Here is a 23134-nt window from a genome sequence, read left to right on the forward strand (position 1 = left end):
GTCAGTCGTCCCCCTCAGTAAAGTCGAACGCGCCCTGCTCCCGGACCGGCTTTGGCGCGGTCCGCGCCACATCGAGAATCTCGGGCCAGCTCGTGACGAGATTGTTGAAGCTCAGCGCATCCTTGGTCCAGCCATTTCCCTCGGCGATACGGAACAGCAAGTGGGCGAGTTCCTTGACGAGATCGCCGTTAACGGCTCCGTCGGGACGGCTCAACGCGGCCTGGAGGAACTTGCCCGTGCTGACGATGCCATCATGCTCTACGATCTTGATCAGATGGTGCAGCGCTTCCCAGTTGCAGGTGTGGCTGTCTTTGAGGACGTCATACTCCTCCGGCAGGTCCGCAGGCTTGATCAGCTGAACCTTGCCCGCCCGACTAGTCAAGATCGCTTCCCGATCCATCACGTCCACGCTGGTGTTCCGTGCTCGAGCGAGACTATCCGCGTCACCGAACGTCCCGACGCCGTAACCGTGCTGTCGGTACCAAGCGATTGCAAACCGGGTTGCCGCGTCGAAGTCCCCTTCCTGCTCGGCCAAGACCTGGTCGAGAATCTCGTTGATCCGTGCCAGTGCTGAGCGGACGGTCATTTTTCTCCCGTCATTCTCAATCACTCTGCTGTAGCGACTGAATACTGCCATCCCGGGCCCGATCGCAGCCTGCGGCAAGTCGACTGGCGCAATCTGCCCCTGCTGGAGCTTGCGCAGCGCGTCAGGCAGCTCCTCCGTCAACGCCGTAATGAACTCGCGACGATCGATTGTCGGCGCCCCTTCGAGCCGCGGTCGCAGAGACAGGACGATCGAAGAGGCAAGAGCATTCGAGTCGATGCTACGCATTCGGTTGCCCAACTCGCTACGACTCGGCCAAGTGGCAGTGATCGCCCAACCCGATCGGATCATGCCCTCGAGCAGGGTTTCCCAGCCGGTCGACGCCTCGCCGCGCTCGTCAGCCTCGCTCTGCTTGAAGGCATACCAAACGGTGATCGGCAGGTCGTCATGGGCAGACTCTCGAGCGCGTGCAAAGACGGAGCGGAAACCATCCTCAAAAAAATTCTGCGCACCATCCCGGCCGCCGTGTCGGAACGGATTTGCTACCAATTCCTCAGTCTTTGGCACCAGCATGGTCGAGAGTTGGGCAGAGTGGATCACTCGCAATGACCGTCGCAGCCAGATGTAGAAGAAGTCGGAGAGATCGGAGTAGCCAATGTTGTCATAATATGGAGGGTCGGTGCTGATGAGGACTCTCTTATAACTCCGCGACGCGGCGTCTGCCTGCAGCGCCTCGCCGCTGCCCGAAACGGGCAAATATTCGATTACCTTCGGGATGAACCGAAAAGCAGGGCTCCAGCCGCCAGCCGAGTTGCTGAACGGGAATGCCTCGGCGAAATCCCAGACCATTGAGATCGCTTGGCGTCCGAACATGTCTCCGACCTGTTCTTTGCCCGCATCGGGCCTCCAGCGACCCATTGCACTTGCGTAGTTGGTGTAACGGCTTACACCGAGGCCGAGGTATGTGGCAACAGCGTCGGCGTATTCCTTGGAGCCGCCTTCGACGAGGATGCGTGAATGTGCTTCGAAGACGAGGTCGCTGAAGGCCGTGATGGCGACGAGTTGGCGGTCGGTGAAGAGGTCGACCCATTTCGTCATGCCATAGGCCTGTACGCGGAAGCCGAGGGCTTCTTGCGGGAGAGTCGAGTCCGGCAGGTCTGTGGGTCGCTCTACCACTGCAGCGGCTTCGTGGTCGGCGGTGGGTTCCAGATAAAGGCGCTGGCGGTTCCCTTCAGCGACGACAGCCATTAGCTGCAAACCAAGTCGATGGGCCCGCCCTTCCGCTCGCACATACTTTAGGTCGACGCTGGCATCACAGGCGAGGCAACGTGCGCCAGTCTTCGATATCGTCCCGTCAGTAGCAGCGGTAGGCGCGCCAGACTTATCGCGGCCGATCTGGAACTTCACACGTTGCCCCGAGGGATGGGTGGAGTCGGGGACCACAGTGGCGATGACGTAAGCCTCTTTGCCCTTTTTCTTGCCTAGCCACCACGACCGGACCAACGGCGTCTCGATGCCACAGGCAGGGTTGGGGCAGGTAACGGTACGGGCCCAGATCCATGCGATGACGGCGGCCTTGGTGCCATCCGCGAGGGTGGCCTTGGGGTAGAGGTGGCCGATACGCTTCTGAGCCTCGTCGCGCATCCACGCGCCATAAGCACGGACATCGGCAGCCAGGCCCTCGGCGCCCCGCCACTGCCGAATCTGGGAATCAGCCAAGCCAGGAAACACTGGTGGCTGGTTGTGGAATTTCGGCGGGATCTCGATGAGCGCCTTGTTGATGAGCACGGCGACCGGATTGAGGTCGGAGGCATGTGCCTCCAGGCCGAGTCGTTGGGCTTCAAGCGGAATCGTGCCGCCGCCGGTGAACGGGTCCAGGATGGGCGGCGGGTTTCCGTTGGTGGACTTCAGAATTTCAGCGTGGGCCTCGGCAAGCAGTTTCTCGTCGCGGACGTTCTCCCACACGACGAGTCGCTCAATGATGTTGTGTAGCCGCTCCCGCTCTTTGCGCTGTAGTTCCTCCGTCGGAAACTCGTCTGGCCGCGACGAGGGATCGTCAACGAGTTGGGCGAACAGCACTGCCCTGGCCGCCGCGAGCGGTCGGCGAGCCCACCACAGATGAAGGGTCGAGGGGTGGCCGTGCCGGATCGACTTCTCGCGGGCCGACTCTCGGTTGATAGCCTCCAGCGGCAGGGCCACCTCAATCAGCTTGCGCTTGTACATCTACCTTCTCGACCCTCTGAGCCTTGGAGTTGGCTCGACCAAGCGGTGTCTCGTCACCGCGACTTGCTCGTTCAAACCTAGCGACTGGCCAAACGCAATCGACCTGAATTGGAACAAGACTGTCGCGTAGAGCCTCTGCGAAAGGCAGGTCAGGATGCGCTCGGTAGGTCCATCGTTGCCAGCGCGATGGATGTCTTGGCCCGTCGCCGACGTGCCAGGTCGGCAGGTCGCTGGCGGCGATTCGGTGGTGAAGCCACGCGACCTGCTGGCGAAACTGCCACCGCGCCTCTCCGGACGGCGAGGTGGCTCCATACGCGAGTAGAACGCCGTCGCTGGCCCCGAGGCAGGTCTCCAGCGACTCTCTCGCCGCCAGCCATCCGTCTTCGGCGGCCCCCAGTTCAGTGATGGCACCGGTCCGGTATGACGGCACCGAGAATAGGTTCGCCACTGCGACGTCGTCGAACCCGAGCAGTTCGGCCGCCAATGCCACCCGGCGCAGGGTCCGCTTGCCATCAGTCATGGGTGGGTTGGCCAGAACCGCGACCAGAGTTCTTCTCGAAGCAGTCGGCATCAGAAGGGCACCGTTCCCTTGGCCCACATCTTGGCCCAGTCGCCGCGAATTCCGGTGGCCTCGAAATTGCCGAGATCGGTGGTGGCGAAGGGGTTGTCGAGGTAGCGGACCTCGTCGTGCTGGGGTCCGCGCGGGCCGACGCGCACCAGAGCCAGGCGGTAGCGGGGCACGGCGTTCTTGCCGGTCATCACCTCGTTGTGGGTGACGAAGAAATCCGTGGCCCCGTCCAGACGGGCCTTGACCTCGACCCGGTAGGTGTCGCCGTTCGGTGCCGTGGACAGGATGTCGAAGCCTTTGTTGTTGAACGGCTGCTCGACCGGTCGCCGACCGAGTTCTCGCTCACGGGCCAGCACCAGGTCGACGCCGCGTCGTTCGATTTCCTTGGTCTCCTTGGCATGGATGGGGGCGTTGGTGGGGAGGTCGTCTTCGAGCAGGCTGATCGGCAGGACGAGCGCCGCGGTGACGATCAGCGGCGGCTTCGTGGACATGAGGCTCTGCTGGTCCAGCAGGGCGAGTCGGCGACGCAGTCGCACTTCGAGCTCTGCGGCCTTACGGCTGAGACTGTCGGAGGTCTCCTTCGGCTTCTCGCCTTTCTGCTCCTTCTCGGCGGCGACTGCGGCCTCGAGAAGCAGGCGTTCGTTTTCGGACGAGAGCCGCTTGGTGACCAACGTCCGTGTCCTGGTCAGCTCGGCCAAGCGCTGGGGCTGAACTTCGGCCAGGTGCTCCGGCAACTGGTGGGCGATGATCCAGCTCGTTGCCTTGTCTTCCGCCTCGGCCAGCCACGGCACGGCGCGAGCCGCCGCGACGGCAGGCGTGTCGGGGGCGGCGACACAGTCCAGGTAGGGCGCGGGACCGGCAGCGGTCACGGTGCCGAGGCTGTCGACGAAGGCATAGCCGAAGCGACGGGCTACGCTGGCGCCGGTCGCGTCCGCGACCTCCTCGATAACGCCCACCAGCAGGTGCGGCTCCTCGAGGGTCGAGGACACCAGCACGGTGCCCGCGTTGAGGGTGCCACCGAACTGTTTGATGGCCTCGTCCATGACCGTGTCGTGCAGCGGGTGACCGGGGGCGAGGAGATCGGCGCGGACGAGGCCGTCTTCCGGGGCGACCCGGGCCAGGTCGAAGGTGATGCGGTCGTAGCGGGTCGCGATTGGCCCGTACTTGCTGGCCCGGAGGTGGGCCGGCACGTTGGCGACCTCGTAGCGTCCGCGTTCACGCCGGGCGATCCGGCCACCGAGGCGGGTGAACGCTGCTTTGAAAGCCAATTCGATGTAGTGCGGCTGCAGACGACGGGCGCGGGCCTCGTCCATCGCGGCACGCAGAGCCGCGAGGTCGGCCTCCGCGAGGTGTTCGGCGGCTAGCGCCCGTTCCTCCAGCAGCTCCTTGACGCCGTCGCCGACGCTGGCGTCGATGACCTTGTGCATCTTCGCTCGGACATCGGGCCGCTCGCCGTACTGGATCGCCTCCTTCAAGAGGTCCCGGAGCGGGGTCTCGGTGAAGGCTTCGCCGAGCACATCGAAGACCTTCCCGCCGTAGGCCTTGCCCATCTCCTCAAGCTTCACGAGCAAGCGGGTGAAGACCTCGCCTTCACGCGTGTTGGAGGCGACCAGGTTCCACAGTCGGCAGACCTCTTCCTGGCCGATACGGTGGATCCGGCCGAAGCGCTGTTCAATCCGGTTCGGGTTCCAGGGCAGGTCGTAGTTGACCATCAGGTGAGCGGCCTGCAGGTTCAGTCCCTCGCCCGCGGCGTCGGTGGCGATGAGGATCTGGCAGTCGCGGCTCTTGGTGAATTCCTCGGTGATCTGCCGGCGCTCGCCGCGGCGCACGCCGCCGTGGATGGTGCGGACGGCATCCGGGCGGCCGAGCAGCGAGCTGATGCGGCCCCGGAGATATTCGAGGGTGTCACGGTGTTCGGTGAAGATGATGAACTTGCGTGGCCAGCCGTCGTGGTCAGTGGTCAGGGCGTTGTCCTGCAGGATCGTCGACAGCTCGGTCCATTTGCGGTCTTTAGCCAGGTCGCGGACCTGCTTGGCCAGCGCGGTCAAGTCGGTCAGCTCGACCAGTTCCGCGTCAAGCTCATTCACGGTGCGTGCCGCGGTGGCCGCGTCGAGGAGTTCTTCCTCCAGCACCTCGACCTGTTCGGCGTTGTATTCGTCCGCGTCGAGGTCATTGAGGTCGATCGTGGGCTCTGACTCCTGGTAGGTGCCGTTGAGGATCTCGTGCTTCTTGCGCTCGAGTCGCCGGGAGCGGCGGATCAGGCTCTGGTAGATCGCCTCAGGGCTGGAGGCGAGACGGCGCTGGAGCACGGTGAGAGCAAAGCCGACAGTGTTTCGGCGTTTGCCGTCGAGCTTGTCTGCCCGGTTCATCCCAGTACGGACGTACTGGGTGACCTGTTCATAGAGGTGGTACTCGCTAGCGGTGAGCTCGTAGGGAACAGTCTCGGCGATCCGCTCGGGGAACAGCTTTTTACCCTCGAAGGTGAGCAGGTCTTCCTTGACCATCCTGCGCATGATGCCGCTGGTGTCGGCGCTGATCTTCTGCTTGCCTTCGAAGCGGTCGCGGTCCAGCAGAGTGAGGAAGAGCTGAAAATCCTCCTCTTTGCCCGAATGAGGGGTGGCCGTCATCAGCAGCAGATGGCGGGTGAGGTCACTCAGGAGCTCGCCGAGCTGAAACCGTTTCGTCTTCTCCAGCTTGCCACCGAAGTAATGCGCCCCCATCCGGTGGGCTTCGTCGACAATGATCAGGTCCCACTCGGTCTCCTTCAATCGCGCCCGCAGCTCCTCATTGCGGCTGAGCTGGTCCATCCTGGCGATCAACAGCGGGTTGGTCTCGAAGACGTTGAAGTTGACGTTCGCGTCGATAAGCTGGTTGGTCAGCAGATCGAAGCGCAGGCCGAACTTGAAGAACAACTCGTCCTGCCACTGCTCCACCAGACCGCCCGGCGCGACGACGAGGCACCGCTGGACGTCATCGCGAAGGATCAGCTCCTTGATGTAGAGCCCCGCCATGATCGTCTTGCCGGCGCCGGGGTCATCGGCCAGGAGGAACCGCAGCGGCGTGCGTGGGAGCAGTTCACCGTAGACGGCGCGGATCTGGTGTGGCAGCGGTCGGACGTCGCTGGTCGCTACCGCGAGCATGGGGTCGAACAGGCCAGCGAGCGTGATCCGCTGGGCTTCGGCGACGAGCTTGAACTCGCTGGCCGGAGCGTTGAAGGCGCGGCTCCCAGCCTGGGCGATCGACAGCGTGCCCTCGTCCTTCCGGAACACGACCTGTTGCCCGAGCACGCCTGCGGTGGTCTTGTAGGTCAGTTCCAGAGCGTCGGCGCCGTGCCTCTGCACCGCGACGACGGTGATGACCTCAGCCGGAATGAGCCCTTCGAGCCGCAACCCCGGCTTGACCTCCTCAAGCCGCACCTATTGACCTCCTCGCCCACAGTCCACCTACCTCCGATCGAGAGGCCCGGCCCTTGCGTTACGACCCCCAGTAGCGTGGTTCGCCGGTCTTCGCAGCACCAGCGGCGGACCTTGAGGGTAACGGGCTAGGATGAACGGCCGCAGTTCTGGACTGTCGCGGGCCGGTTGCTGGCAGTGGACACCACTGCGCTTGGTCTGTCATGCCTGGTCAGCGAGCAGAGAGGAGTACCTCGACCGCGAAGATCGACACCACTCCTCAAACGGACCCGCCGATATGCTGGCCACGCCGGCTCTAGCTACCAGCCTGGCGGGGCGGGCGATGCGCCCACCGACCATCCGCAGACAAGTGAGTCGCTAACTGCCGCCTCCTGGTATCACAGACTTCGAGGTGACAGTCGATCATCTGACTTCGCCCCTCAACGTGGGCTGCCATCTCGTCTGGAGCTGCTCGTTGTTTGCGAATCGGCCCGGATGATCGAGACGATCAGCCGGGAGCGGGCGGCGCCAATTCGGAGCCTCCTACGTAGCGTGTCAGCGGAGATCGGTCGGCGATGCTCGTCCCAATGACGCGCGTCGGCTGCCCTCGCTTGCTCCAACAGATCGTCATCAACCACGTTGGAAGCATCACGGCTGCCCTGCTCGTCGGCTGGAGCGCCCTTGGGTTTGGTGTTCTCGCCGGACGACTCCAGCGCCGTCTCGCCGACAGCAGCCAGATCGCCGGCGAAGGCGGCCTGCACCGGTTCCGCGTCCTCGGGTGTCGCATCGCCCGGCTGAAGTGTGATGCTCAACGCCCTGAGCAGGTCCGGGCCGACTTCCACCCATCCGATCAGCAGCAGTGGTCCCACGGCGTCGAACACGGCCTTGCCGTACTGGCCTGCGAAGAGTGGGGCCGCCACGTTCAGCGCCAAGGTGACCGCGCTGGCGAAGATCAGCAGACGGCGAGCTGGTCGCAGTTGGGTCGGTGTCGCCCCGGCCAGGGCCAGTTGTCGGATGCCGAGGAGAAGTCCAAGGATCGAGAGATCGACAGCGGGGGCGACGAGGGGAGCAACCCAGGCGGGCACGTCGAGGCGGAGTGCGAGGTTGAGGACGTTGCCGAAGCCGAAGAGGAAGGTGAGGCCGACGACGGTGCCCATGATCACGGTGACGGCTTGAACGACGGTAGTGCTGTTCGAACCTGATCGGGGTGGCAGTGTGGTTGCTGGCCGGGTCATCGTGGGGTGCCTGCTTCGATGCGCGGGCGCCCGTGGGTGTCACGCATGGTGACGCCGTGTTCGAGGAGGCGTTTGCGTACGGTGTCGGCCGTGACGTCCATCTGGATGCCGATTCGGGCGAGTGACCAGCCGAGGTTGTAGAGGTGGATCGCGTCGTTGACCTGCTCGGGCGTGAGGCCGCGGTGGCGCATTGGCACGCCGTGTCGGCGGAGGATGGTGCTGACCGTTCGCCGTTCGATGCCGAACCGGTCGCCGAGCGCGTGGACTGTGGCGCCGGACCTGTAGCTGGCGATCAGCTCCTGGATGTGTTCGTCGGCGAGCTGTCGAGCACGTCGCGGTCGGTCTCGTGTGGCTGGGGCCTGCTCGGAGTCGTCGACGCTGGGAAGCTTCTCGCGGAGCTGTTCCAGGGCCCTGACCTGGTCTTTCGGGTTGTAATAAGCTCCCCCAAGGTCCGGGATCGCTGCCCTCGGTGGCCTGCTCCTGGAGTTCGACCAGCCGGTACTCACGTTCGCGAACTTCACCGTGTTCGGCTCGATCTATCTGGTCGCCGTGACGGTGACGGCCGGTATCGGGTATGTCGCCGGCGCTCCCCTCGGCGCGCTGCTGATCGGGGGCGGCGTCGTCAGCCAGCTACTCAACGGCTGGTCGGCCGTCAACCTGTGCCTCCCGCTGATCGGCGGCCTCTCCGTGGTGGTCACCCTGCTGTCGGCACTCGACGGTCAGATGCGCCTGTTCGCCAGGGCTCGTGGTCCGCTCGCCGACCGCTGGGCGGCGTTCACCGGTGGAATCAGAGCCCGCCTGCCGTGGGCCACCGCCGGTTCGCTGGAGAGCGAGGTCGATGCCCACCTCGCTCGAACCGACCGTCCCAACTCGGTACTCAGCGTCCAAGACCTCGCCGTGCGCTTCGGCGGCGTGGTCGCGGTGAACGGAGTATCACTGGAGGTTCGTCCTGGCGAGATCCACGGGCCGATCGGGCCCAACGGTTCTGGCAAGACTACCTGCATCGACGCCATCACCGGCTTCGTCCGGTCCTCGGGGCAGGTGACACTGGGTAAGCGAAACCTGGTCGGCAAGTCGGCACAACGTCGAGCCGCCGCCGGGCTTTCCCGCTCGTTCCAGTCCCTTGAGCTCTTCGGCGACCTGACAGTCGAGGAGAACATGGCCGTCGCGGCCGGGACTCCGCGCGTCTGGCGCCATGTGACCGACCTATTCCGGCCCGGCAAGATCCGCTTGAGCGCGGCGGCGCTCGAGGCGATGCGGCAGTTCGACCTCGAAGGCTGCCGCTACCTGCACCCCGACCAGGTTTCCTTCGGCAGCGCAAGGCGATCGCGATCGCGCGCGGTCGCCGGACGGCCGGATATCCTGCTGCTGGACGAGCCGGCCGCCGGCCTCAGCGACGCCGAGGCCGGCCAGCTCGCGGACCTCGTCGTGCGAGTCGCTCGTGAGTGGCGGATCGGTGTTCTGCTCGTCGAACACAAGGTCGACCTGGTCCTGGCGGTGAGCGACCGGCTCACCGTGCTGCAAGAAGGCCGCATCCTCACTACCGGCCAGCCGGATGCGGTCCTGCGCGACCCGCGCGTTGTCGCCGCCTACCTCGGGATCCCGCTGGCGGATTCGAGGCAAGCCGTCGAGTGATCCGATGTTCACCCGCTGACCGGCACCAGGCCGTCCGCGTGGCGATCGTGCTGCACGTGCGTCTCAGCCGTTGGTAGCACCGGCCGGAGGCCGTGCCACACTTGTCCGGCGCGCACCGGCGGCGGAGGATCGACCACGGGGGCTTGTGTGAGTCAGCAGGAGACCAGCAAAGCGGGCGGCGCCATGGGCAGCGTCGCGAGCACGTTCCGCGTGCTGGAGGAGGTCGCCCGGCGTCAGCCGATCGGGCTGCGTGAGCTCGCCCGGCACCTCGATATGCCCAAGAGCACCGTGCACCGGTGCCTCGTGTCGCTGCGCGAGGTGGGTTGGCTCTACGTGGTCGACCCCGAGCGCGCTCGCTGGGGCGTCACGAGCAAGCCACTCGCCATCGGACTCGCCGCCGCCGGGCACATCAACTTGCGGGACGTCGCGGACGCACACCTGGAGGATTTGCGTGCCGCTACCAAGGAAACCGTCCACATGAGCGTCCGCGAGGGGTACACCTTGGTGCTGCTGGTTCGCAAGGACGGCTTGCAAGCCATCCGCACCTTCATCGCGCTCGGGACGAAGGTCCCCATCCACGCGACGTCGAGTGGAATCGCGGTGATGAGCCGGATGTCGGCCGAAGAGGTGGAAACAGTGCTCGACCGGAGCCTGGAGAAGTACACCGACGCGACTCCGGTCTCGCGTGAAACCGTTCTCGCGGAAGTCGAGCGGGCACGTGAGCTGGGTTATGCCGTCAACGGGGCGGGCTGGTGCCGTCCCGAGGTCGCGGGGATCAGCGCGGCGGTGGTCGGCGGTGGAGGCCAGCCACTGGCCGCGCTGACGATTTCGTTGCCGGTGAATCACTTGCAGGTCGTGGACGTGGCGGCCTTCGGTCAGCTCGTGGCCGAGACGGCGGGTGCGATTTCGAAAGACCTGCAGCACCTGTAGCTTCGCCGACTGCCCGGGCCCGCCCGCGTCCTTTGAGAAGCACGGCCGCTCTGCCGGTCCTGTGCTTTCCTCGTGCGCCGTGCCCAGTGCGGTTTCGTGTGCCCGCTTTTCGTACTCGCTGCAGACAGGGCGTCTCGACTGCTCACGTCCCCGCTTGACATGCGTCGCTGTCGCGGTCATGTTTTGGACCGTAAAGCAGAACGGTGTCCCGTAATACGGGACAACATTCGGCGCACGCGTCCCGAAGTGAATCCCCGACGAGCGGAAGAAGGACTTCTCCGACATGCCGTTGAAGATCCACGCATTGCACGTTGGCTCGCTGGTCAACTTCCCGACCGCGGCGATCAAGTACCACCGGGACTTCGGCAAGTTCCACGACGTCGCCGTGATCATGTTCGTGATCACCGGCGGTGAGCACACCATCGTGGTGGACACGGGCACGGGCGACCCGGAGCACGCCGCAACGTGGCACGGGTACGAACTCCATCGCCCGCCAGAGCAAGAGCCCCTCGCGGCGCTCGAGCGGATCGGTGTGGATCCGGCGTCGGTAGGCACGGTGGTCAACACCCACCTGCACTGGGACCACTGCTCGAACAACGACCTCTTTCCCGAGGCGGAAGTCCTGATCCAGCAGAAGGAACTGCGGTACGCGATCGATCCGCTCGAGCCGACGCGCAAGCCGTACGAGCGGCTGGGTACGGCGATGCCGAACTGGCTCAAGGCACTCAACCAGGTTCGAAGCGTGGACGGGGACGCGGAGGTCTTTCCCGGAGTCAGCCTGGTTCACCTTCCCGGCCACACTCCAGGGTCGCAGGGAGTTCTGGTCGACACCGGAACCAACCGGTACGTGATCGCAGGCGACTGCGTCGACACCTACGAGAACTGGAACGGTGACGACAAGGCGACCCACATCCCGAACGGCTCGTTCACCGATCTCGAGGCCTACATGCGGTCCTTCCACAAACTCGATCAGCTCGGCGCCGCGATCGTGCCAAGCCACGACGTCGAAGTGGTCAAGCACGCCGAATTTACCTGACCACGGGCCGCTTTCTGTCCGAAACGGACTTTGTCACGGCGCGAAGAGGAGGAAAGCCAACGATGTCGGTGACACCTGTTGAAGAGATCGGTCACCCGGATGCGGTTCGCGCACTGTTCGAAGCCCGCTCGGTCGCGCTCGTGGGCGCGAGTGGGGACGAATCGAAGTTCTCCGGCCAACCGGTGCGCAACCTCCGCTCCGGCGGGTATCCGGGTGGAATCTTTCCCGTCAACCGCCGCGGTGGGACGGTTTCGGGCGTCGACGCGGTGTCGAGCATCGCCGAACTTCCAGACGGCGTCGACGCCGTCATGGTGATGGTCCCCGCGGCGAGCTGTCCGGAAGCGGTTCGCGAAATCGGCAGGCGTGGCATCCCCGTCGCGGTCGTCGCGGTGAGCGGGTTCGCCGAGATCGGCACCGAAACAGGCGAACGCCTGCAACGTGAACTCGCCCAGGCGGGCAGAGAGGCGGGCGTGCGCATCGTCGGACCCAACTGCAACGGGATCTACGAAACGCACCGGCCGTTGCCGCTCGGGTACAACTACACGCACTCCCTGACACTGGCGAAGGGCACGGTGGGCCTGGTTTCCCACAGCGGCGCCGTTCTCGGTGGCTTCGTGCCGTTGCTCGAAAGCTATGGGTCCGGCATTTCGGCATTCGTCTCGTGCGGGAACGAAGTCGATCTCGAGTTGACGGACTACTTCGAATATCTCGTCGATGACCCGAACACCGAGGTGATCGCCTTGATCATGGACGGGGTGCGGGACGGCACGAGGTTTCGCAGGACCGTGCGCCGCGCCCGCGACGCAGGGAAACCGGTCGTGGCCCTCAAGCTGGGCACCACCTCGTCCGGGGCGACCGCGGCAGCAGCCCACTCATCTCGAATGGCGGGTGCCGCCGCTGCCTATGACGCGGTGTTCGCCGCCGACGGGGTGGTGAGCGTCTCGACTTTGGAAACGCTTGCGCTCGTGGCGGCGGTGCTTGCCGCAGGCCGGGCACCGCAAGTAGCCGGAGCCGTGGCGACGAGCACGTCCGGCGCGGGTGGTGTCATGCTCGCCGACACGCTGAACCGGGCCGGTGTGCCGCTGGCGACCTTCGCCCCCGCGACCTGCCGGGCCCTTGCCCCGGCCGCAGGCTTCGCGCAGGTGATCAACCCGTTCGATATCGGCGCCGCCGGTCCGGCCACGATCGCGGACAACATGTGCGCCCTCGCGGCCGATCCCGGGGCAGGCGCCTTCGTCTTCTACCTGACGCCGGTACCGACGCAGGCTTGGCGGGAAGCACTGGCCGCCGGTGTCGCGGCAGCGGCGGCGGCGAACCCGCGGCTTCCGTTCCTGGTGGTCAGCCCGGCCCCGATATCGGCGGGGGAACAGGCTCTCTACCGGGACGCCCGGGTGCCGGTCGTGGCGTCGCTCGACAACGCGGCTCGCGCGCTGCATGCCCTGACCAGGGTTTTCGCGCCAATGAAAGCTGAAGCCGCAGTCGAGCACCCGCCGGCTTCGGCAGGCGGAGCCGCGTTGTCCGAGCCGGGGAGCAAGCGCTTCCTGGCCGAGCGTGGCGTGCCCGTGTCGCAGGAGTCGCTCGCCACTACGGCAGAGGCCGCGGTCGTGGCGGCTTTCGAGATCGGCTATCCCGTCGTGTTGAAGGCTTCCGGCGCGGCGTTGCCCCACAAGAGCGAGCATCGCCTCGTGGCCCTCGACGTCGCCGATGCGAAGGCCGTTCGGGACGCGTTCACCGATTTGGCCACACGCGGCCGGGAACTCGACCCGCGGACTTTCGAAGGCGTCACGGTCACCAGGATGATCGGCGAAGGCGTGGACGTCATGGTCGGCATGCATACCGATCCCGATTTCGGGCCGATGATCGTGCTCGGCGCGGGAGGTGTGCTGACCGAACTCGTCGCCGACGTCACGCTCGCGCCCGCTCCGCTGACCGCGGATCAGGTCCAGACCATGCTTGATCGCACCAAGATCGGGCGGCTGCTCGCCGGATACCGCGGCAGTGTGGCGGCAGATCTGCCGGCTCTGGTCGATCTTGTCGTCAAGGTTTCGGAGATCGCCGCATCGGAGCCGGAAGTGCTTGCCGTGGACCTGAACCCGGTGCGTGTGCTTCCGGCGGGCCGCGGCGTCGCCATCGTCGACGCGCTCGTTATCCGGCACGTGTGAATCCCACGTCGTTTCGTCATCCCCACCGAAAGCGAACCCATGTCACTCAATGCAGAGCGATCAGCCGGACGATCGAAGTCCGCGGTGTTACGGATCGGCGCGGCCAGCTTCATCGGCACGGCGGTCGAGTATTATGACTTCTTCATTTACAGCACTGCCGCTGCCTTGGTTTTCGGGAAGCTGTTCTTCCCGTCCGGCTCTGCGGTGGCCGGCACGCTGGCGGCGTTTGCGACGTTCGCCGCGGGTTTTCTCGTCCGTCCCCTCGGCGGGGTGATCTTCGGTCACTTCGGTGATCGTGTCGGGCGCAAGAAGATGCTCATCCTGAGCCTGTTCTTCATGGGTGGGTCGACCGTGCTCATCGGCCTATTGCCCACCTTCACCACCGCCGGCGCGTGGGCGCCCATCGCGCTTGTCGTGGTCAGGATCGTGCAGGGTCTGGCCGTCGGTGGTGAATGGGGAGCGGCCGTGCTGATGGCCGTCGAACATGGCCCGCAGAACCGCCGGGGTCTCCACGGAAGCTGGGCGCAAGCGGGCGCACCGGCGGGCAGCGTACTGGCCACGGGGGCGTTCGCCGCGGTGTCGTGGCTACCCGACGACCAGCTGATGTCATGGGGATGGCGCATTCCCTTCCTGGCCAGCGCGGTTCTGCTCGTCGTCGGGATACTCGTCCGGCTCCGTGTGGCCGAGTCACCGGTCTTCGCCGAGGTCAGCCAGACCAAGGAGTTGCCCAAGATCCCGGTGCTCGTAGCGGTGCGGCGCTACCCGGGCAACGTGATCAAGGGTTTCGCGGTGTGCGTTGCGCCGACGATTCTTTTTTATCTGTTGAGTACCTTCGGCCTGCAGTACGCGACCAAGACGCTGCACATCGAGCGCGGGACGGTATTGCTGGTGTTGACGATCGCGTCGATCATGCAGACCGTCGCCGTCGTCCTGTTCGCCCTGCTGTCCGACCACATCGGACGGAAGCTGGTGTTCGCGTCGGGTGCCGCGGCGATGAGCGTCTTCGGAGTCCTTTACTTCACGGTAAACAACGGGTCCTTGGTGGTCTTCGCGGCCACCGTCATCGCCGGCCTGTTGATACATGCGAGTATGTACGGACCACTCGGTGCGCTGTTCACCGAAATGTTCCCGCCGGAGGTCCGCTACAGCGGAGCTTCCCTTGGGTATCAGGTAGGCAACCTGCTCGGCGGCGGTTTCGCGCCGCTGGTGCTCACCGCCCTGTTCGCGGCGGACAGCGGCGGTGCGACGTTGGCCACCATGTACGTCGTCGGAGCCGCGCTGATCACCATAGCTGGCTCGGTTACCGCGAAGCTCGGGAAGACGGCGCTCGCGACCGAACCGCAGTCGACGGCGCCGGGTATCTGACGCGGATTTGCACAATTGCTTGAAGGATGTTCATGACTGATCAGTCAGAAGAAGTCGGATACCGCGTCCTCGATCGCGTCGCTTACGTGACGATCGACCGCCCACAGCGGCGGAACTCGCTCAGCTTGGCGGTAATGGCGCGGCTCGTCGAGATCTTCGCCGAGGTGAACATCGACGACGAGATCTGGGCCGTGCTGCTCACGGGCGCGGGTGACAAAGCGTTCTGCGCGGGTGCCGATCTCAAGGAACTCGACGACCGCGCCAGGGCCGGGATCCGGTTCGTTCCGCCGATGGCGGGGCCGGAACGGAACCTGTTCGAAACCGTGCTCGAGACCTACAAGCCGGTCGTCGCAGCCGTGAACGGTCCCTGTCTAGCCGGTGGGGCGGAGCTGGCCCTGGCCTGCGACTTGCGGATCGCCGCGGAGCATGCCTTCCTCGGGCTGCCCGAAGCCAAACGAGGAATGGGTGCCAACTTCGCCAGCGTGATTTTGCCCCGGCTGATCCCACGGGCGATCGCGCTCGAGATGCTCTACATGGGCGAGCCGATCCAGGCCGCCGAGGCTCAGCGACTGGGACTGTACAACCGGGTCGTCCCCGCCGCCGCCTTGGCGGACGAAGCGGAGCGGTACGTGCGCGGCATCGTCGCGAACGCTCCGCTCACGCTGCGCCGGTACAAGGAGATGGTGACCAAGGGCTGGGAGCTGCCGGTGGCGACCGCGCTTCGCCTGTCCGTCGGGCCGAATCCTTACCTCAGTGAAGACCGCGAAGAGGGCATACGGGCCTTCGTGGAGAAGCGTGCGCCGAAATGGAGTGGCCGATGACACGGGAGAACGGGACCGCCGAGCCCACGATGCCCGGCGCGGCGATCGGCCCGCCGGGCTGGCCCGCCGTCGCTGTCGTCGACGAAGGCCCGCGGGAAGGGCTTCAGATCGAGGACGCGGGCATCCCGGCCGCGGAAAAGGTCCGGTTGATCGACGCGATGTCCGCGGCCGGACTGCGTCGCATCGTCGTCGGCAGTTTTGTCAGTCCGAAGTGGACTCCGCAGATGGCGGAGGTTGAGGAGGTCGTCAAGGGCTTCACGCCTCGTGCGGGCACGATCTATACCGCGCTGGCGCTGAACCAGAAGGGAGTCGAGCGGAGGGCCCAGTACCTGGGCAAACTGTCGCTCGACGGTGCGCTGCCCGCCACGCTGGTCCACTTGTGCGACGTTTTCGTGCGGCGCAATACCAATCGTTCCCAGGAAGACGAGATTGCCGCCTGGGAGCTTGCGGTGGCCCGGGCGAAGGTGGCCGGTGCCACGGAGGCACAGGTAGGGGTGAACGCCGCGTGGGGTTCGAACTGGCTCGGCCTGTTCACCCAGGAGCAGCGGATGACGATGCTGGAGCGCCAGATCGCGCTGTGGACCGACGCCGGTATCCGGGTCACGAAGGTCTTCCTCGGCGATCCGATGGGGTGGCACACGCCGGATCAGGTGGAGGGGGACCTGACCGAGATCACCCAACGCTGGCCAGCGATCCGGACGTTTCACCTGCACCTGCACAACACCCGCGGGATGGCCCCGATCAGCGCGTACAGCGCGCTGAAGCTGCTCGACGCACGGCACACGGTCGTCCTGGATGCCTCGATCGGCGGGATGGGCGGCTGCCCCTACTGCGGGAATGGGCGTGCGGCCGGGCTCTTTCCCACCGAGGACCTGATTTACCTGCTGCACGCCCTCGGCTACGACACCGGCGTCGACCTCGACGCACTGATCGAGGCGGCGATCGACGCCGAGGACGTCGTCGGGCACCGTCTCTACGGGCACGTGTCCAAGGCGGGCGGGCGTCCTGGACCGGACCAGCTCTACCCGATGGACATGCCGTTCGTGGAGACGTTGGAGCAGGCGCAGCACTTCCGGCTCGGACCATCGGTCTACGCCGGTGCTCCCTCGCCGTGGAAGCGCCCAATTGTGAATCCGGCCCGGCCATCCTGAGCCCGCCACTCGAAGGAGACGAGAAAGCATGCAGTTCGACCTCACCGACGAGCAACTGGCCATCCGGTCGGCAGTGGAAGACCTGTGCCGGCGATACCCGCAGGAGTACTGGCGCGAACGCGACGCGAATCTCGAATACCCCGAGGAGTTCGTCGACGAGCTCGGCAAAGCAGGTTGGCTGTCCGTACTGGTCCCCGAGGAATACGGGGGCGGGGGTGGGACGATCGGCGACGCCGCCGTGATCCTGGAGACGATCAACCGCTCCGGAGGCACCGGCGTCCCGGCGCATGCACAGATGTACACGATGGGCACGATCCTCAGACACGGCAACGAAGAGCAGAAACGTTCGTTGCTGCCGCGCATCGCGAACAACGAGGTGCGACTGCAGGCTTTCGGGGTTACCGAGCCCGACGCGGGCTCGGACACTACACGCATCCGTACCTTCGCCCGCCGCGAAGGTGATGAGTACATCGTCAATGGAGCCAAGGTCTGGACCTCACGATTCCAGCACTCGGACTACCTCCTGCTGCTGTGCCGCACGACCCCCTACGACGAGGTCGAGAAGAAGTCCGACGGCCTTTCGGTGCTGCTGGTGGACATCCGCGAGGCCGGGGACTCGATCAAGGCCACCCCGATCCGCACCATGACCGCGCACGAGACGAACGAGGTCCGCTTCGTTGATCTCCGGGTGCCGGTGGGGAACCGGATCGGTGAGGAGGGCAAAGGCTTCCGCTACATCCTTTCTGGTCTGAACGCCGAGCGGATCCTCGTCGCGTCGGAGGTGCTCGGGGACGGGTTCTGGTTCATCGACCGCGCAGCGGGTTACGCGAGCGAGAGGGAGGTTTTCGGCCGTCTGATCGGGCAGAACCAGGGCGTGCAGTTCCCGATCGCGCAGGCCTACGCGGATCTGGAGGCGGCGAGCCTGATGCGATGGAAGGCGGCCGCGAAATTCGAGGCCGGTGAGAACCCCGGGTTCGAGGCGAATGCCGCGAAGCTGCTGGCCTCCCGGGCGACGTGGTCCGCGGCGAACGCCGCGATGGATACCTTCGGCGGTTACGGTCTGGCCGAAGAGTACGGAATCGAGCGCAAGTTCCGCGAAGCCCGGCTGCCGATGGTCGCTCCCATCAACAACAACCTCGTCCTCGCTTACATCGCTCACGCGGTGCTGGGGATGCCCAAGTCGTACTGAAGAACTCACAGGGGACACCTTGATCGGATCACTGGACGGCGTCCGCGTCGTCGATGTCACCACCAGCGTCGCAGGTCCGTTCGCGACTCTCATCCTCGGCGATCTCGGCGCGGACGTGGTGAAGGTGGAGCGACCCGGTTCCGGCGACGACACCCGGCGCTGGGGACCGCCGTTCTGGAACGGCGAGAGCCCGCACTTCACCGCGTTCAACCGGAACAAGCGCAGCGTCGTGATGGACCTCAAGGAACCGGCCGACGCGGAGCGCTTCCGTGCACTGGTCGACGCCGCCGACGTGCTGGTACAGAACCTCCGGCCGGGCGCCATGGACGCGCTCGGCTTCGGCTACGACACGCTGTCGGCCACCAATCCCGGTCTGATCCACTGCGACATGACCGGGTACGGATCCGGCGGCCCGCTGTCCGATCGCCCTGCTTACGATCCACTCCTCCAGGCGTTCAGCGGGCTGATGAGCATGACCGGTGAGCCGGGCGGCGCACCGGCGCGGATCCCGGTGTCGGTGCTCGACCAGGGCACCGGAATGTGGGCAGCCATCGGCATTCTCGACGCGTTGCGTCGCCGCGAGCGGACGGGGCGGGGCACTCGCTTTGAGGTCTCGCTCCTCAACACCGCGCTGATGTGGTTACCGGCGCAGTTCGGCAACTACTTCGCCGATGGGACTGTGCCGCGGCGCCTCGGCTCGGGGACCATCGGTATCTATCCCTACGGCGCGTTTCCAACGGCGGACGGTTCCGCTGTGGTGGCTGCCGGAAACCAGGTCTTGTGGACCCGGTTGTGCGGGGTCATCGGGCGCCGCGACCTGATCGAAGACACCCGCTTCGCCGACAACCCCGGTCGCGTCGACCACCGCGACGAACTGCACGCCGAGTTGGCCGCGACGCTTTCGACGCGGCCGACCGCGTACTGGACCGAGTCTCTCGGCGCCGTGGGCGTGCCGTGCACGCCGATCCAAACCCTCGACCAGGTCGCCGAACACGAGCAGGTCAAGGCGATCGGGGCGTTCGGTAGCGTGCCGCACCCGGCGATCCCGGATTTCCGCACCGTTCACTTACCCGTCCGCGATGCCGATGGATATCCCGCGTTGTCCCGTCCCGCACCGGGGCTGGGTGAGCACGACAGCGAGTTCGCGGACGGCTGGCCTTCCGCGCGTGACAACGCCTGAGCCACGACCAGGAGGATGATCATGACTACCGACGCCGCCGTGACCCGTACCGTTGCTCAGTACGTCCGCGATGCCGACCTGGGTGGGGCGTCCGAGGCGGCACTGGACCAGGCCCGGCGGACACTTGTCGACACCGTCGCCGTCGCGGTTGCCGGGGGCAGGGAGCCTGCGGTGCGGATCGTGCGCGACACAGTGGCAACCGGCCCGGACGGTCCCGCCCAGGTGCTGGCGGACGGTTCGCGAGCCACCGCCGCCGACGCCGCGCTGCTGGGTGCGGTCGCAGGCCACGCCCTGGATTACGACGATGTGGTCGACCACATCTACGGGCATCCAAGCGTGGTGTTGTGGCCCGCCGTGCTCGCGGCAGGCCAATCCGTGGGTGCCACCGAGCGGCAGATCATCGAGGCCTACCTGGCCGGGTTCGATGTGCAAATGGCGCTGGCCGAAGGAATCGACGTCCGCAGGCACTACGCTCGCGGCTGGCATTCGACCGCGACACTGGGCGTAGTCGCCGCCGCGGCGGGCGTGGCCCGCCTTTTGTGCCCCGACGTCGAAAGCATGGCACACGCGCTCGGTGTCGCCGCCTCGATGGCGGGTGGCAGCCGGCAGAACTTCGGCACGATGACCAAGCCTTTGCACGCGGGTCTCGCCGCCAGGGACGGCGTTCTCGCCGCGGTTCTCGCCGCCGATGGGTTCACCGCGGACGAGAGTCAGCTCGAGGGGCCGCTCGGCTTTTTCGCGCTCTATGACACCAGGGAACAACTGGCCGGCGTGACGGCGGCACTCGGCGCCGAAGAGCCAGGGGCGGCGATTCTGCGCCGCCGGATCAACGTCAAGAGGTACCCTGCGTGTTACAACACCCAGCGCATGTCGAACGCCGCGCTCGACCTCTTCAACGGCTCCGAGCGTGCTGCGGACATCAAGCACGTCCAGGTCACCGTCGAGCCAGGCGGTCTCGATCCGCTCATTCACCACCGTCCGCGGAGTGGTCTGGAGGGCAAGTTCAGCGCCGAGTACGTCGTGGCCGCGGCCTTGCTCGACGGTCGGCTCGGTCTCGACACCTACACCGACGCGGCGGTCACCCGCCCTGAGGTTCAAGCGCTCGCGGAGCGGGTGGACGTCACCGAGCAACGGGTGCCGCCGCGGGGCCCCGCGGAGTGGGACCAGGCGTACGCCGTGATCCGCGTCGAACTCGCCGATGGCTCGGTCCGGGAAACGCGCGTCGACGTGCCGCGCGGGGACTGTCGAGCGCCGCTCTCGGACGCGGAGCTGGAAGCGAAGCTCAAGGACTGTGTCAGCTACTCGGGGATGGCGGTCGACCCGGGCGAGTTGTCGGCGGAGCTGTTCGACTTCGGCTCGGGCACCGTGTTCACCGGCTTCGCCGCTCTGGAGCCGTGATGGTGCGGCGGGCCTGTGGTTGCGGACCTGAGTCGAGCTGGCCTGCGTGCCGCCGAAGGAACGGCGACGCGCACCGCCGTACCGATTCGGGCAGCACGGCGAGCGCCCAGTCGTAGGCGGTCTGGTGGCTTTCGCGGAGCCGCAGCGCCGGTACGTCGACCTCGATCATGAGATCGCCGTCGAACCGGTCCGGCAGCGCGGCGAGACAGCCGGCGAGGTCGAGCTGACCTCGCCCCGGCTCGGCCCAGATCCGGCCGGGACGGGTCGCGCGCCGGTAGTCCAGTTCGTCGGTGGCGGCACAAGTGACACCTGCGGTGAACAGGTCCTTGAGGTGCACGGCCACGATCCGGTCGGCGTAGGCCCGCAGGAACGACGGCACGTTCACCCCGGCCCAGGCCAGGTGTTCGACGTCGGGCCCGAAGGCGAGCAGATCGGGCCCGATGTCGCCGAGCACGGCGCGGACTTCGTGCTTGGTCTCCACCCATCCGCCGACGTGCTGGTGCAGCGCCGCCGTGACACCTTCGCTGCGCACCGCCGCGCACGCCTGCCCGGGGTGTACCCGGCACCGACCGTGGGCCGGTCCGTGCGCGGCGTCCCTGGACCGAACGCCGAACACGCTCCTCCCACACCCGCACAACAGGCCTCCTTCACATGATCTTCACGGAATCAATCGCCTAGCCGGCGGCGTCGGTGGCGGGCTCGCCACGGAGGACATAGAGGTCCTCGATCCGGCCGAAGGGCAGGATGCCTATCCGGTCGGCCCAGGCGGACCAGTCGGCCAGGAGATGCTCGGCCAACTCGCGGTTCTGGCCTGCGACATCGTTGAGTTCGGTGGGATCCTTCGCGAGGTTGTAGAGCTCCCATGGTTTCGTGTGCTCGCGCACGAGCTTCCACTGACCCCGCCGGACCGCGCCGTTGCCGCAGTGCTCCCAGTAAAGGGCTGGCCCCCCGGCGGGCGACGCCGCGTGGTCGGACCCGCGAAGCTGGGCCAGGAATCCGGTGCCCTCCATCGGCGGAATCGGATGGTCGCCGAGGACGGTGGGGTATGCGACGTCCAGCGCGTCGAGGAGGGTGGGCAGCACGTGGGTGAGCTGGTGCGGCTCGCTCAGGATCTGCCCGGCCTCGACGCCCCCGGCGGGCCAGTGGACGATGAACGGGGCCGCGATGCCGCCCTCGTGGGTCCACTTCTTGTAGAGGCGGAACGGCGTGTTGGACAGGTTGGCCCACGGACGCCCGTAGCTCGAGTAGGTGTTCTCCGGGCCGGGCATGGTGCCAGGTTCGTTGCCCAGGCGGACCGGCTCGCCGGTACGGGTGTGGCCGCGGAAGATGTCCGTGCGGGAGACGAACCTCTCCCGCGTCATGTGGGGGATCTCCTCGGGGGAAGCGCCGTTGTCAGAGAGGAAGACGATGATCGTGTTCTCGAACCGGCCGAGGCGCTTGAGGGTGTCGAGGATGCGGCCGATGCCGTGGTCCATGCGGTCGACCTGGGCTGCGTAGACTTCCATGCGGCGCGCTTGCCAGTCCTTGTCCGTAACGTCCTCCCAGGCCGGCTCGCGCGGGTCGCGGGGGCTGAGGACGGCGTCGGCCTCCACGATGCCCAGCTGGACCTGGCGCTCGAACCGCTCTCGGCGCAGGGTGTCCCAGCCGGCGTCGAAGCGGCCCTGGTACCTGCCGATGTCCTCTTCCGGGGCGTGGAGCGGCCAGTGCGGGGCTGTGTAGGCGGTGTAGAGGAAGAAGGGCTGGTCGGCCTCGGCGGAGCGCTCGATGAACGCGACGGCTTCGTTCGTGATGGCGTCGGTGTAGTAGAAGCCCGGGTCGTCCGCTTCGTGCTCGATGTTCTCCTCGCCACGCGTGAGTGTGCCGGGGCTGTAGTAGCTTCCGCACCCGGTCAGCGTGCCGTAGAAGTAGTCGAAGCCGCGGCGAGTGGGCCAGGAATCGCTGGGGTTCCGCACGTCGGCCGCGAGGTGCCACTTGCCCGTCAGGCCGGTCGCGTAACCGGCTCCCCTGAGGATCTCGGCGATCGTCGCGCAGCCACGATGCAGGTCGCCCCGGTAGCCGACCGGGGAGTCGTCCCCTGTCAGGACGCCGATACCGGTCTGGTGCGGGTGCAGTCCCGTCAGCAGCGAGGCACGGGACGGGCTGCAGCGGGCGGTGTTGTAGAACCGCGTCAGCCGCGTTCCGCCCCGGGCGAGCGAGTCGATGTTCGGCGTGGAGATCTCGCCGCCATAGCAGCCCAGATCGGAGTAGCCGAGGTCGTCGACGAGTACGAGGACAACGTTGGGGCGGGGCATCGGGATCCCTTCGT

At 66.3% G+C, this 23134-nt stretch carries 16 protein-coding genes; 10 read left to right on the plus strand and 6 right to left on the minus strand.

Annotated features, from left to right (window positions below; genetic code table 11):
- Nucleotide 1 precedes the first annotated feature (1 nt).
- From FG385_RS00140 to FG385_RS34585, 4 genes are all read right to left on the minus strand, one after another.
- Nucleotides 2–2767, minus strand: coding sequence for a DUF1156 domain-containing protein (locus FG385_RS00140; protein WP_139094501.1), 2766 nt, complete (start codon nucleotides 2765–2767; stop codon nucleotides 2–4).
- 570 nt (nucleotides 2768–3337) lie between these two features.
- Nucleotides 3338–6751, minus strand: a complete 3414-nt coding sequence (locus FG385_RS00150; RefSeq protein WP_139094503.1) for a helicase-related protein — start codon at nucleotides 6749–6751, stop codon at nucleotides 3338–3340.
- 416 nt (nucleotides 6752–7167) lie between these two features.
- On the minus strand, nucleotides 7168–7884 hold the full coding sequence (locus FG385_RS00155) for a hypothetical protein (RefSeq protein WP_235022279.1): 717 nt from the start codon (nucleotides 7882–7884) through the stop codon (nucleotides 7168–7170).
- Between the two features lie 74 nt (nucleotides 7885–7958).
- Nucleotides 7959–8483, minus strand: a complete 525-nt coding sequence (locus FG385_RS34585; RefSeq protein WP_235022280.1) for a hypothetical protein — start codon at nucleotides 8481–8483, stop codon at nucleotides 7959–7961.
- Between the two features lies 1 nt (nucleotide 8484).
- Between FG385_RS34585 and FG385_RS00165 the strand changes: the two genes are divergently transcribed.
- From FG385_RS00165 to FG385_RS00210, 10 genes are all read left to right on the plus strand, one after another.
- Nucleotides 8485–9597, plus strand: coding sequence for an ABC transporter ATP-binding protein (locus FG385_RS00165; RefSeq protein WP_139094505.1), 1113 nt, complete (start codon nucleotides 8485–8487; stop codon nucleotides 9595–9597).
- Between the two features lie 147 nt (nucleotides 9598–9744).
- On the plus strand, nucleotides 9745–10527 hold the full coding sequence (locus tag FG385_RS00170; RefSeq protein ID WP_139094506.1) for an IclR family transcriptional regulator: 783 nt from the start codon (nucleotides 9745–9747) through the stop codon (nucleotides 10525–10527).
- A gap of 283 nt (nucleotides 10528–10810) precedes the next feature.
- Nucleotides 10811–11563 carry an N-acyl homoserine lactonase family protein gene (locus FG385_RS00175; RefSeq protein WP_139094507.1) on the plus strand — a complete coding sequence of 251 codons (753 nt, stop codon included), beginning with the start codon at nucleotides 10811–10813 and terminating at the stop codon, nucleotides 11561–11563.
- A gap of 62 nt (nucleotides 11564–11625) precedes the next feature.
- Complete coding sequence (locus FG385_RS00180; RefSeq protein WP_139094508.1) at nucleotides 11626–13725, plus strand: acetate--CoA ligase family protein; 2100 nt, start codon at nucleotides 11626–11628, stop codon at nucleotides 13723–13725.
- 39 nt (nucleotides 13726–13764) lie between these two features.
- Nucleotides 13765–15090, plus strand: a complete 1326-nt coding sequence (locus tag FG385_RS00185) for an MFS transporter (RefSeq protein WP_139094509.1) — start codon at nucleotides 13765–13767, stop codon at nucleotides 15088–15090.
- Nucleotides 15091–15122: 32 nt separating this feature from the next.
- Entirely contained in the window at nucleotides 15123–15911 is a 789-nt protein-coding gene (locus FG385_RS00190) for an enoyl-CoA hydratase/isomerase family protein (protein WP_139094510.1), read from the plus strand.
- A 29-nt stretch (nucleotides 15912–15940) separates the two neighbouring features.
- Nucleotides 15941–17062 carry a beta/alpha barrel domain-containing protein gene (locus FG385_RS00195; protein ID WP_139094511.1) on the plus strand — a complete coding sequence of 374 codons (1122 nt, stop codon included), beginning with the start codon at nucleotides 15941–15943 and terminating at the stop codon, nucleotides 17060–17062.
- Nucleotides 17063–17090: 28 nt separating this feature from the next.
- Nucleotides 17091–18251 carry an acyl-CoA dehydrogenase family protein gene (locus tag FG385_RS00200; RefSeq protein ID WP_139094512.1) on the plus strand — a complete coding sequence of 387 codons (1161 nt, stop codon included), beginning with the start codon at nucleotides 17091–17093 and terminating at the stop codon, nucleotides 18249–18251.
- A gap of 19 nt (nucleotides 18252–18270) precedes the next feature.
- Entirely contained in the window at nucleotides 18271–19431 is a 1161-nt protein-coding gene (locus FG385_RS00205; protein WP_139094513.1) for a CaiB/BaiF CoA transferase family protein, read from the plus strand.
- A gap of 21 nt (nucleotides 19432–19452) precedes the next feature.
- Nucleotides 19453–20829: an MmgE/PrpD family protein gene (locus tag FG385_RS00210; protein ID WP_160148694.1), complete on the plus strand. Its 1377-nt coding sequence runs from the start codon at nucleotides 19453–19455 to the stop codon at nucleotides 20827–20829.
- Here the strand turns inward: FG385_RS00210 and FG385_RS00215 are convergent.
- Both FG385_RS00215 and FG385_RS00220 read right to left on the minus strand, forming a co-directional pair.
- Nucleotides 20801–21361 (minus strand): sugar phosphate isomerase/epimerase family protein, encoded by a 561-nt coding sequence (locus FG385_RS00215; protein ID WP_160148695.1) that lies wholly within the window; start codon nucleotides 21359–21361, stop codon nucleotides 20801–20803. The two genes, FG385_RS00210 and FG385_RS00215, sit on opposite strands and share 29 nt — an antisense overlap.
- Nucleotides 21362–21503: 142 nt before the next feature.
- On the minus strand, nucleotides 21504–23120 hold the full coding sequence (locus FG385_RS00220; protein ID WP_139094516.1) for an arylsulfatase: 1617 nt from the start codon (nucleotides 23118–23120) through the stop codon (nucleotides 21504–21506).
- Between the last annotated feature and the right edge of the window lie 14 nt (nucleotides 23121–23134).

It is taken from the genome of Amycolatopsis alkalitolerans (genome assembly GCF_006152065.1).
GTDB classification, from domain to species: Bacteria; Actinomycetota; Actinomycetes; order Mycobacteriales; family Pseudonocardiaceae; genus Amycolatopsis_E; species Amycolatopsis_E alkalitolerans.